We start from the raw sequence: 12,012 nt of genomic DNA, 5'->3' as shown, positions 1-12,012 counted from the left end.
TTCTTTTGCTAAATCTACGCCAATTATAGTATTCTTCATAACAAGGACTCTTTATAATATTTTTTGTGTGGTAACAAATATATTACCCCACATCTTAGGTGTGGGGGAGTCCAATTATCTTATTAGAGAATGCAGGAGCATATTCTCCTGAGCAACCATTCCCTTCAATCAATGCCTTGCCTATAATGTTTCTAATTCCAACTGAATCATGTAATTTGCAGTCGTTTGTATAATAGCCAAATATGTTACACAAATGGATTTTCACTATTTATGATTATTTTACGATTATTGGTTATTGTTAGCTTAAGCTTCATTACCTCTTGCGCAAGTGCAGACAATACTATTCAAAAACTTTATAAGTCGGTTAACCCTGCTGTTGTTGAATTACATGTTAAAGCGTTAGCGGATCCAAAAGCGGGACAAGCGACTTATAAAGCGAGTGTTGCGGTTCTTTAGGATCGGGTGCATTAATCAATAAACAAGGCCGCATTTTAACCGCTGCTCATGTTGTTGATAAAGCAACGAATATTACGCCACGTTTATTACAAACAGATGCGTCGATTAATGTTGGTAACTCAGGTGGGCCAATGTTTAATGATAAAGGTGAAATTATTGGTATTGTTAGCCATGTTTTATCAAAAAGTGGCGGTAGTAATGGTTTAGGATTTGTTGTTTCTGTTGATACTATTCATGAGATTATGGACAGTGATCCTGGAACATTTTCTGGTTTTATTCCTTGTTTACTAAACAAGCAACAGTCGTATGCTTTAAACAATGTGGCAGGACATGGCATGTTAATTCAACATGTAGTGCCACGTACTTTAGCTGATAAATTAGGTTTTAAAGGTGGAAATAAAAATGTCACCATTGGTAACAAATCTATATTACTTGGCGGTGATATTTTATTAGCAATTAATGGCCATAAAATTACTGATGTAGATTCGGTTATTAAAATTAAACAGCGTATGGCTAATGTTAAAAAAGGTGATGAGATATCGTTTACTTTTTTAAGAAGCGGTGAAGTTAATACGGTTTATTGGCAGGTAGAAACTACACAATATTAAATGTATACCCATGATACTTCAATATGCGCGTTTCAGGACACCTGAACGATTCATGATCAAGACGCATCTTTTTATTAAGGGTTGTTCCCTTAAAAAGAGATGCAACGAAGAGCATGATTTGCTCAGGGATCCCTGTAAGGCTGGTTTAGAAACGCTTTATGCTACGTTATTGATTTCGACAATGGAACAACCATTCTCTTCAATCAAAGCCTTGCCTAAAGGCATTTCTAATTCCAGCTGAATTCGACATATTGAAGTAACATGGGTATAAACAGAATCAAATCAAGCATAATGAAAAATAATGGCAAGTACAATTCAGTGACCGTAGCTTGTTACTTGCCATTTCTTTAAGCTGTTTTTATGGTTTAAATAAAGCACCTTCATGCATTAATAATTTAGCTTTTAACGCTAAGCCCCCAGAATAACCCGTTAATTTTCCATTACTTCCTATTATGCGATGGCAAGGTACAATTAAGGCAATAGGGTTTGCCCCATTTGCACTGCCAACAGCTCTAACTGCTTTCTCATTGTTAATTTGTTTTGCTAACCAAGCATAAGTTTTAGTTTCTCCCTGTTTTATTGCACATAAAGCGTGCCACACTTTTTGCTGAAAGGGCGTGCCTGTTGCTGCTAATGGTAGGTCAAACTTTTTCCGCTCACCGCTAAAGTACTCGGTTAATTGTTGACACACTTGGGTAAACTTCTCTGGATTATATTGGTAGTCTTTAGGGATTAGTAATGATGTATTACCCTTAACTTCTTTACTATCAATCTCTTTACTATTAAGAAAAGTTAATGCCGTTAAACCTTGATCATTAGCGGTTAACGCAATGTCACCAAAAGGAGATTTATAATAGGTGTAATACATGATAATTCTCAAAAATCATTTGATACATTTATGAATACAATGACATCGTTTTGACATGTTTCATTTATATAAGGTTTATTTCTTATCATTTACTGTTACTGCAGCTTAAGGCGGAAAACTTGCGAGTAAACGATTAACTGTAGCTGTTACTGCTTTGTCTTTTTCTTCCATTGATAGATTGCCAGTTGCTTCATAACTGTCGCTACCGTGCCAAATTGCTTGCTTCGTATTGCTCATATCAATCACTATTTTAGTCATTATATCGGCTTCGCTATTTATTGGTACGCTAGTGCTAACGCCAACACTGCCTCTGGAATTACTGCCCATTCTTGATGTGCCTAAGCCAATACTAAATGAAGAGTTATTTTCTTTTTCTTTTTGGCTGAAATTAACATCAATGGTTAAATCGGCACTGTCCATGTCGACAAAGGTTTGCTTTTTTAAGCCTTTACTGGCTAAAGCAACTTCTACAGCGCTTTGTATTCGATTTATCATGATAGGGTTAGCATCAAGTGAATTATTTACTTGAGGAGTAAATTGATAACTGCTAAATAATTGAAAGTTTGTATCTTTGTTAAAATCAATGTGAATTGTCGGCTTGTTACTGCAAGCACTCAACAGGCAAAATAAAATACATAGTGTGATTAATTTTTTCATAAATTCATCTCTGTGAGAATAGGGTCATACTAATTATATTAAATTTATTCCCTCCTCAGAGCTATATCAGAGGTTAATAACAACTTAGTAGACTTAGTATAAAGTCATCATATAACGTAAATTCCATTTTATAAACATAACATTGTTGTATTTTATTTACCTCTATCTTCAGTTAATACCTTAAAACAGAAAGTAGTATTTTATTTCGTTGTAAAAACCTGCAAACATTGACTTTTATTGATTAAATCTATAGTATTTGCGCCCTCAAAATCCCTATGTTTCCTAATAGTCGCCTATACACACGTTGGCCATTAGCAGCTAACTTCGCGCATGTATTTATTACCTATACATCGCAATACTATAATCAATGAGATAAAAATGTTTGAATTACACGCAAGTAAGGTGTCAAACCTGAAAAATGATGTGCTGTCGGGCTTGACTGTCGCTTTAGCTCTAGTGCCTGAAGCGGTCGCTTTTGCTTTTGTTGCTGGTGTTGAGCCATTAGTCGGTTTATATGCTGCTTTTATGGTGGGTTTAATTACCGCTATTTTTGGTGGTCGTCCGGGAATGATTTCTGGTGCAACAGGCGCTATGGCAGTAGTTATGGTGAGTTTGGTTGCCATACATGGTGTGGAGTACTTATTTGCTACCGTGGTGCTCACGGGCATACTGCAAATTCTGGCAGGTGTATTGAAGCTCGGGAAATTCATTCGTTTAGTCCCTCATCCTGTGATGCTAGGCTTTGTAAATGGTTTAGCAATTGTGATTTTCTTAGCGCAGTTAGGTCAATTTAAAGTGACTAATAGTGTTGGTGAACTTGAATGGTTACAAGGCTCACCTATGATGATAATGGCAGGGCTTATTATATTAACCATGGCTATTATCCATTATTTACCAAAATTAACTAAAGCGGTACCATCATCATTAGTTGCTATTGTTGTTGTTACGCTATTAGTGCAAAGCCTAGGGCTTGATACTCGTACAGTTGTTGATTTCCTTCGTGATATGACTAACGATCCTGCAGCGTCTATTGCTGGTGGCTTACCGCAATTTTCTATTCCTAATGTTCCATTTTCTCTGGAAACACTAGAAATCATTCTTCCTTTTGCATTAGTATTAGCCGCAATTGGTTTAATTGAGTCGTTATTAACATTAACGTTAATTGATGAACTAACCGGTACACGAGGCAGAGGTAATAAAGAATGTATCGCCCAAGGGGCAGCAAATACGGTTACAGGATTTTTCGGCGGCATGGGTGGTTGTGCCATGATTGGTCAATCGATGATAAATGTTAATTCTGGTGGCCGAGGTCGCGCATCAGGTATTACTGCAGCATTAGCATTACTTGGCTTTATTTTATTTGCTTCAGGTTTAATTGAAATGATCCCGCTAGCGGCATTGGTTGGTGTAATGTTTATTGTGGTTATTGGCACTTTTGAATGGTCAAGCTTTCGTATCTTGAGTAAAGTGCCAAAAGCTGATGCCTTCGTCATTATTTTAGTCTCAGGTGTTACGGTTGCTACGGATTTAGCTATTGCGGTTATTGTTGGTGTGATTGTTTCTGCATTAGTTTTTGCTTGGGAGCATGCAAAGCATATAAATGTGAGTCGTAGCACAGATGAAAATGGCTCTACTGTATATGAAGTAACAGGTCCAATTTTCTTTGGTTCAGTGTCTACCTTTTTAGAACAATTTGATATTGAAAACGATGGTAATGATATCATTATTGAATTTAAACGTTCACGTGTTGCTGATCACTCTGCTATAGAAGCGATTGATACATTAGCCGAACGTTATTTAGCTAGAGGTAAAACCTTACACTTAAAGCACTTGAGCATGGAATGTAAGAAATTACTTAAAAAAGCCGGTGATTTAGTAGAAGTCAATGTAATTGAAGATCCTGATTATCATATTGCTACTGATAAACTAGCTTAAATTATAGTCTCGATATCAAAATAGTGCGCTGGTGAGATATACCCGTTCCACTTGTAGATGCTCGTTTCAGGAAGTCTGAGCGACTCATAATCAAGGCACATTTTTTTATTAAGGGTTATTCAGGAGAATATGCTCCTGCATTCTCTAATAAGCTACTTCCATGTAGCGCCCTTAAAAAAAATGTAACGCAGAGTATGATTTGCTCGGCCTTCCCCTAGGGCTGGTTTAGAAATGCTTTATGCTGCTTTATTGATTTCGACAAGGGAACAACCATTATCTTCAATCAATGCCTTGCCAAAGTCGTTTCTAATTCCAGCTGAATCATGCATATTCAAGTGGAATGGGTATATACTTAGCTTACAGCGCATTTTTATTTAACGGTGGTTAGTGTAAGTGCAGTTAGAGTTTTTTGATGTTCCAAGCCCTTGTGTGGGTATATGCCAGTCAAATGCTAAAGGCTACTGTCTTGGCTGTATGCGTACGCGTGACGAAAGGCAGGATTGGATTAATCTAGATAATGATAACAAGCAAAAAGTAATTAAACGTTGTATTCAACGAAAAAAACGTCAACAAAATAAATATAAACCTAAAGCCGTTGAAGAAATAAATTTATTAGAAATTGAACATGAATCAGAACAACCTTCATTATTAGAACCACCAATTAAACCTAGAGTAATTCATGATAGTGATCTGGATTTTGGTGATTTTGAGCTTTAATACCAAATGAAATAATGAATGAGTCAATTCAGAGGGCGTCAGGGAAGTTAGAACAAGCAAAATTTGTGCGTATATAGTCATTCTATATCAAACAAATTTGTGAGGTTATCACTTTCCTGACAAGCTCCCAAGGGCGTGTTTAAAAGGTATATATGCTGCGTTATTGATTTTGACAAGGGAATAACCATTCTCTTCAATCAATGCCTTGCCTATACACCTTTTAATTCTCGCTGAATGATCCATTCATTACTTCAATTGGTATAATTAGCCATTTTCGACCAGGTGTCAAAAAGTACAAAAAAACGGTTGCTAGCCTATAAAATTATAGCTATGATACGCGAGCTTTGAGACATAGTTCTTTTTAAGAATGTGATTCAATGCCCCGATAGCTCAGTTGGTAGAGCAGAGGATTGAAAATCCTCGTGTCCCTGGTTCAAATCCGGGTCGGGGCACCATTTTATTAACACCATAAAAAACCTAACAGTTATGTTAGGTTTTTTTGTTTCCAGCACCCAAAATTTATACATACCAATAAATCATAAAGAAATGACATCCAGCCCCACTTAATACAAATAAGTGCCAGATAGCGTGGTTAAAAGGTATCTTTTTTTGTACATAAAAAAATACACCGACTAAATAAACTGTACCACCTGTTGCTAGTAAACTAACGGCATTACCGGGGAGTACTTTATATAATTCTCCTAGAATAGTGAAAGCAATCAGGCCCATTCCTATATAGGTTGCTAAAGATATTTTTTTATATTTATGACCAAATTTGAATTTAAAAAATATCCCAGCAATAGCAATTAACCAGATAAGTATCATTAAGCTGTAACCTAAAGTACCTGATAAGCTAAGTAATAATAATGGGGTATAAGTACCAGCAATGAGTACATAAATGGCACAGTGGTCAAGTAATTTTAATGTTTTTTTTGATTGCGGATTAGTCGTCGTATGATAAAAAGTAGAGCTAAGAAAAAGTATCAGTAAACTTGAGCCATAAATACTAAAACTAACAATACGCATTACTTCATTATTTATTGAGTAACCTACTGCGCTATTTGTGACAGCATTGGTAAGCAATAAAATTAAGGCTGCAATACTAAGTAAAGCACCTAACCCATGACTAAGGGCATTAGCTATTTCTTCATTTTTACTATAGGTTGGGGTTGTCATTTCTTTTCAGTGTACGCGTGTAATACCAATTGACTCATTCATTATTTCATTTGGTATAAGCTGTATTGTGAACAATAGCAGAGAGTGCTAATAAAGTGAAGGCACCTGACTAGGACAAATATAAAAATTTAAATTGAGAATTTAAAATAGATAGTAGCCCTCAGGTAGAGAGCTACAAAAGTGAAGAGATAGACAGGTAAAGTTATAACGCCAATTCTATCACCATTACTTTCAATTCATCCTTTGAGATAGAATTACTATGGTTAGTATCAAAGCGGTTGAATATAGATTCGCACATGCGAAGACCTTTATCTTGTAGTAATACGTCAATTAATTCTACGAATTCTGAGCGGTTTATTACACCGTCTTTATCTTCGTCAAATACTTCAAACAACTCATCTACCCACTCATTTATTTCCATGAGGATTCCTTTGGTACTTAGGGGACGTTAATAACTAAACTTTATCTTTTATTAGAGCATTTGTGAATGACTATTTATAAATATTTTCAAATAGTCACATTCCAAAGGGTTAAAAAATAAAATAGAATACAACTGCTTTTGGAAATAACTTGTTAAAAAACAAAATGGATGGGAATAATGTTAAAAAGCGGGATAATTATTTCGTTGTTTATTTTACTGGTAAGCGTTAAGGCTTATAGTCAAAATCAGCAATTTACCTTAGAAAATTGCCATGTAGATGGAATTAGGTCTCAGGTTAAATGCGGTGAATTGCAAGTACCTGAAAACTATAATAAAGCAGACGGTGAACATATCACGATAAATTTTGTGGTATTACCTGCTATAGACAATAGTGATGATAAAACCCCCTTAATGTTTCTTGCTGGTGGTCCAGGGCAAGCAGCTGCAGAATTAGCATCAGGTTTAACAAATGTGTTTTATGAAGTACGTAAAACGCGTGATTTGATTTTAGTGGATCAGCGCGGAACAGGACAGTCTCATCCTTTACAATGCGAAGATGCGGTAGACCAAAATGTTTATGCATTAGCGCCAGAAGATTTTTCTGACCAAGATATCAAAGATTGTTTAAAAAATTTAACGGGAGATCTTAGTCAGTATAATTCAGAAAATGCCATTAGAGATTTTGAAGCGGTGCGTGAAGTATTAGGCCATAAGCAGATTAATATTTATGGTGGTTCATATGGTACACGTGCTGGGCTTGTTTATATGCGGATGTTTCCTCAATCTTTACGTAGCGTAGTGTTAGACAGTGTTGGACCGGTAGAAGTGCCAATTGGCTTATTCGGTCAAAGTTCAGCGCGCTCATTTAGTTTATTATTAACAAACTGTCAAAAAGAATCGAGTTGTCAGCAAGCATTTCCTCAACTTGAACAAGAATTTCAAGCTTTACTTACTCGTTTAGAACAGGCACCAGCACAAGTGGATATTGCTCATCCTCGCTTAGGAACACAGACCAAGTTTGTGATAAGCAAGGCAAAATTATTAGGTACAATTCGTAGTCAATTATATTCAGTGGTGACTCGTTCATTGGTGCCTTTAGTTATCCATCAAGCTTATTTAGGAAACTATATGCCCTTGGCTGGGTTAGTAGCACAAACAGAAGGCGGGCAAGGTATTTACATTGGCTTATTATTTAACATTACGTGTAATGAAGATTACCCAAGAATATCACCCGCTGACTTTGAACAAGATGCAGATAACAATTTTGGCGGTGACGATAGTCATTTTGGTTTCAAAATGGCTTGTCCTTTGTGGCCGAAATATCGCCCGAGTGATGCATTCTATAAACCAGTAATTGCTGATATTCCAACGCTTATCTTGTCAGGTGATCTCGATCCCGTCACTCCGCCAAGTAATGGTGAATATAGTGCTAAGTCTTTACCAAATAATCATCACATAGTAGTAAAAAATACAGCGCATACTGTCGCGATGAGTACTTGTGCTAGTGACCTTGTTAATGAGTTTTTAACCTTGTTGAAACCAAAAATGCTAGATGAATCCTGTTTAGACGATATTCCTAATGAATCTTTTATGACCAATCTAAATGGCGGTACAACGAGTTTTGAACCACCGACCGAAGCGCAAGGAGGTATTCACTAATGATTGAAGTGAATAATTTACGTAAATCGTTTGGTGGTACAAAAAAAGGCTTCTTTAAAAAGAAAGAAAACCCAGTAATAGCCCTTGATGGTTTATCTTTTACTGCTAACGATGGTGAAATAACGGGTATTTTAGGTCCTAATGGTGCAGGAAAAACCACGTGTTTACGAACGCTTTATGGCTTGCTTAAAGCTGATGGCGGGAGTGCCACTATTGATGGTATTAATGTGGTTGATAATCCCCTTGCTGCGAGAGCTCGCTTAGGGATATTTCCTGATAAATTTGGTCTATATGAGCGTTTAACCGCCTATGAACAAATTGATTATTTTGCCAGTATCCATGGCTTACAAGGTAATGCTAAACATCAAGCGATAGAAACTGTGATTAACGATTTAGAGATGACAGAATTAGCGCATCGAAAAACATTGGGTTTTTCTCAAGGTCAACGAATGAAAGTAACATTAGCGCAAGCACTAGTTCACCAACCCAAAAACTTTGTGCTTGATGAGCCAACTCGCGGCCTTGATGTGATGAGTACGCGTGTACTGCGTAATTATCTTGCACGCTTTAAAGAGAAAGGTCATTGTATTTTATTCTCATCGCATGTCATGCAAGAGGTTGCAGCACTTTGCGATCGCGTGATTATTGTTGCTAACGGAAAGTTAGCAGCACAAGGCACGCCAAAAGAGTTATGTGAATTAGCTGGCGAAACTCAACTAGAGGAAGCCTTTGTTAAGATTATTGGCTCTGATGAAGGAGTCGCAGCATGATTACTTCTAACATAAGCCAGTTTAAAGCGTTACTTAGTAAAGAGTTGAAAGAGGCATTTAGAGATAAACGCGCGATGATGATGGCCATGATGATGGCTGTGATGGCACCCGTTATGATTTTTGCTATGTCTAAAGTGATGATCAAAGAAGCGGTAGAAACTCCTGCTATTTACCTTAAAGTATCAGGCGTAGAATATGCACCAAAATTAATTAACGCATTAAGTAATGAAAATATTTTATTATTTAGTGATGTGCCCAGTGATAAAAAAATTATTTGGGATGAACGAAATCTAACGTTAACTATTCCACCAAGCTTTAATCAAGACATGCTAGACGGCAAAGCTATTGATATTTATCTCAGTGCTGATTATAGCGAAAAAGCAAATTTATCACCCGTTCGACGTATAAAAAGCACTATTATCAACTATGCTCGCGGTATTGGTTATAAACGCTTATTAGTGCGTGGTATTGATGTGCGATTGTTGCAAGTGGTTAAAATTATAGAGCAAGATACCTCATTGCCAAATTCCAATGCGATGATTATTTCAATGATGCTTGGTTTATATTTATTAATGGCGGCATTTATGTCAGGTTTACCCGTGGCTATCGATGCTAGTGCGGGCGAGCGTGATCGTAATGTTTTAGAAATGCTATTATGTCAACCAGTTAGTACCGTAAAAATAGTTTCGGCTAAGCTCTGCTGCGCCAGTTTAATTGCCTGTATCGGAGTATTATTAACCTTAAGCCTAACGACATTTTCAGTGAGTTTTATTGATTTAACTAAAATTGGTGCCAGTTTTAGTTTAGATTTTTTTACTATTTCGGCGCTGATATTATTACTATTACCTATTTGCTTTTTTGCTTCAGCATTACAGTTATTTGTCGCTTTTCAATCAAAAAACTTTAAAGAAGCTCAGTCAATGGTTTCTATGATTATTATGCTGCCGGCTATGGTGCCTGTAATCATGATGTTCGTAGATGATAAGCCTAAATGGTTAGACTGGTTACCTATTTCAGGGCAATCACTAATTATGGAAGATCTCTTTAAAGGGCTACCCGTATCCTGGTTATTAATGGGCTTTACTGGCTTGGTTACTATTAGTATTACCATTTTGTTAGTGCTATTAATGGCGAAGAAATTACGCTCTGAAACAGTCGTGTTGGCACTAAGTTAATTTTTATCTTTGTTTATTGTCATATAGCTTCTGAACGTTTTGAATACAGGGGACTTCTGGGTACTTTAGATAACAAATTATAAATCGGACATAAGACAAGACAAAATGAACTAAAACAACATATACATTTTGAGCAAATTCAGGCAGAATATGCGGCATTAATTTTAGTACCATTTATTGTACGGTGCTCTTAATTGTATAGTTAAGGGTACAATCAGAACTTGCAGCCTACATGGTTGTTTATTTGAGGAAAAAACATGTTTACTCGTGATATGAATATTGCCGATTTTGATCCTGAACTTTATCAAGCAATGAGCAACGAAGTTGTACGTCAAGAAGAGCACATTGAACTAATTGCTTCTGAAAACTACTGTAGCCCGCGTGTACTTGAAGCACAAGGTTCACAACTAACGAACAAATACGCTGAAGGTTACCCAGGCAAACGTTATTACGGTGGTTGTGAGTATGTTGATATTGCAGAGCAACTAGCTATTGATCGCGCGAAAGAATTATTTGGTGCAACATACGCTAATGTGCAACCACACGCTGGTTCGCAAGCAAACTCGGCTGTTTTCCAAGCTTTAGTTACACCTGGCGGAAAAGTGTTAGGTATGAGCTTAGCTCACGGTGGTCACTTAACGCATGGTTCTCATGTGAACTTCTCAGGTAAATCATATGAAGCTTTTCAATATGGTCTTCATCCAGAGACAGGCGATATTGATTATGACGAAGTTGAACGTTTAGCGAATGAACACAAGCCTGAAATGATCATCGGTGGTTTTTCTGCTTTTTCTGGTATTGTTGATTGGGCGCGTATGCGTAAAATCGCTGATAGCGTTGGTGCATATTTCTTCGTTGATATGGCTCACGTTGCCGGCCTTGTTGCTGCGGGTCTTTATCCAAACCCTGTTCCACATGCCCACGTAGTAACAACAACTACACATAAAACATTAGCTGGTCCTCGTGGTGGTTTAATAGTTTCTGCTTGTGATGATGAAGCGGTATACAAAAAACTAAACAGTGCAGTATTCCCTGGTGGCCAAGGTGGCCCATTAATGCATATTATTGCCGCTAAAGCAGTAGCATTTAAAGAAGCGCTAGCGCCAGAGTTTAAAGTATATCAGCAAGCTGTTTTAGATAATGCTAAAGCGATGGTTACTGTATTACAAGAACGTGGTTATAAAGTAGTTTCAAATGGTACAGACAACCACTTGTTATTACTTGATTTAATCGATAAAAATATTACTGGTAAAGATGCTGATGCCGCTTTAGGTAGAGCACACATTACGGTAAACAAAAACTCTGTGCCGAATGATCCTCGCTCTCCGTTTGTTACCAGTGGTTTACGTCTTGGTACACCAGCAATCACACGTCGTGGTTTTGGTGTTGAAGAAACTAACGCACTAACGGGCTGGATTTGTGACATTTTAGATGACATTAGCAATGAAGATGTTATTGCTCGTGTTCAAGGGCAAGTTTCTGAGCTTTGTGGTCGCTTCCCTGTTTATCAAAAATAGTGACTGAATAACAAACTAATTCACCAATGTAAGTGAATTTATATTAAAATGGT

General features: G+C 36.9%; 12 protein-coding genes and 1 tRNA gene. 9 read left to right on the top strand and 4 right to left on the bottom strand.

Annotated features, from left to right (window positions below; genetic code table 11):
• The first annotated feature begins 270 nt into the window (after positions 1-270).
• On the top strand, positions 271-456 hold the full coding sequence (locus DWA31_RS17540) for a hypothetical protein (RefSeq protein ID WP_245942595.1): 186 nt from the start codon (positions 271-273) through the stop codon (positions 454-456).
• Positions 457-470: 14 nt separating this feature from the next.
• Positions 471-1,064, top strand: a complete 594-nt coding sequence (locus DWA31_RS17535) for a S1C family serine protease (protein WP_342766958.1) — start codon at positions 471-473, stop codon at positions 1,062-1,064.
• A gap of 358 nt (positions 1,065-1,422) precedes the next feature.
• On the opposite strand, the gene DWA31_RS11405 is transcribed toward DWA31_RS17535, so the two are convergent.
• Positions 1,423-1,932, bottom strand: coding sequence for a methylated-DNA--[protein]-cysteine S-methyltransferase (locus DWA31_RS11405; RefSeq protein ID WP_114326706.1), 510 nt, complete (start codon positions 1,930-1,932; stop codon positions 1,423-1,425).
• Between the two features lie 105 nt (positions 1,933-2,037).
• The gene (locus tag DWA31_RS11400; RefSeq protein ID WP_114326705.1) at positions 2,038-2,589 is read right to left on the bottom strand and encodes a DUF4136 domain-containing protein; all 552 of its coding nucleotides are present in this window, start codon (positions 2,587-2,589) and stop codon (positions 2,038-2,040) included.
• 378 nt (positions 2,590-2,967) lie between these two features.
• Between DWA31_RS11400 and DWA31_RS11395 the strand changes: the two genes are divergently transcribed.
• The 3 genes from DWA31_RS11395 to DWA31_RS11385 all read left to right on the top strand — a co-directional run bounded on the left by DWA31_RS11395 (position 2,968) and on the right by DWA31_RS11385 (position 5,696).
• On the top strand, positions 2,968-4,524 hold the full coding sequence (locus DWA31_RS11395; RefSeq protein ID WP_114326704.1) for a SulP family inorganic anion transporter: 1,557 nt from the start codon (positions 2,968-2,970) through the stop codon (positions 4,522-4,524).
• Positions 4,525-4,917: 393 nt separating this feature from the next.
• The gene (locus tag DWA31_RS11390) at positions 4,918-5,241 is read left to right on the top strand and encodes a DUF1289 domain-containing protein (protein WP_114326703.1); all 324 of its coding nucleotides are present in this window, start codon (positions 4,918-4,920) and stop codon (positions 5,239-5,241) included.
• Between the two features lie 379 nt (positions 5,242-5,620).
• A tRNA-Phe gene (locus DWA31_RS11385) sits at positions 5,621-5,696 on the top strand.
• 64 nt (positions 5,697-5,760) lie between these two features.
• Here DWA31_RS11385 and trhA read toward each other — a convergent pair.
• Positions 5,761-6,417: a PAQR family membrane homeostasis protein TrhA gene (gene trhA, locus DWA31_RS11380; RefSeq protein WP_114326702.1), complete on the bottom strand. Its 657-nt coding sequence runs from the start codon at positions 6,415-6,417 to the stop codon at positions 5,761-5,763.
• A 202-nt stretch (positions 6,418-6,619) separates the two neighbouring features.
• Complete coding sequence (locus tag DWA31_RS11375) at positions 6,620-6,838, bottom strand: EF-hand domain-containing protein (RefSeq protein ID WP_114326701.1); 219 nt, start codon at positions 6,836-6,838, stop codon at positions 6,620-6,622.
• 177 nt (positions 6,839-7,015) lie between these two features.
• Here DWA31_RS11375 and DWA31_RS11370 point away from each other — a divergent pair, with 177 nt between their 5' ends.
• The 4 genes from DWA31_RS11370 (at position 7,016) to glyA (ending at position 11,959) form a co-directional block, all read left to right on the top strand.
• A complete protein-coding gene (locus tag DWA31_RS11370) occupies positions 7,016-8,497 on the top strand; it encodes an alpha/beta fold hydrolase (RefSeq protein ID WP_245942594.1) in 1,482 nt (493 codons plus the stop codon).
• Entirely contained in the window at positions 8,497-9,267 is a 771-nt protein-coding gene (locus tag DWA31_RS11365) for an ABC transporter ATP-binding protein (protein WP_114326699.1), read from the top strand. The genes DWA31_RS11370 and DWA31_RS11365 overlap by 1 nt, the downstream gene beginning before the upstream one ends.
• Positions 9,264-10,442: an ABC transporter permease gene (locus DWA31_RS11360; protein WP_114326698.1), complete on the top strand. Its 1,179-nt coding sequence runs from the start codon at positions 9,264-9,266 to the stop codon at positions 10,440-10,442. Before DWA31_RS11365 ends, DWA31_RS11360 begins: the two co-directional genes overlap by 4 nt.
• Before the next feature lie 257 nt (positions 10,443-10,699).
• Complete coding sequence (gene glyA / locus DWA31_RS11355) at positions 10,700-11,959, top strand: serine hydroxymethyltransferase (protein ID WP_114326697.1); 1,260 nt, start codon at positions 10,700-10,702, stop codon at positions 11,957-11,959.
• Positions 11,960-12,012: the final 53 nt, after the last annotated feature.

It is taken from the genome of Candidatus Colwellia aromaticivorans (genome assembly GCF_003333305.1).
Taxonomy (GTDB): domain Bacteria; phylum Pseudomonadota; class Gammaproteobacteria; order Enterobacterales; family Alteromonadaceae; genus Colwellia; species Colwellia aromaticivorans.
Note: the sequence above shows the minus strand (reverse complement) of the source record. Positions and strands in the feature narration are given on the sequence as shown.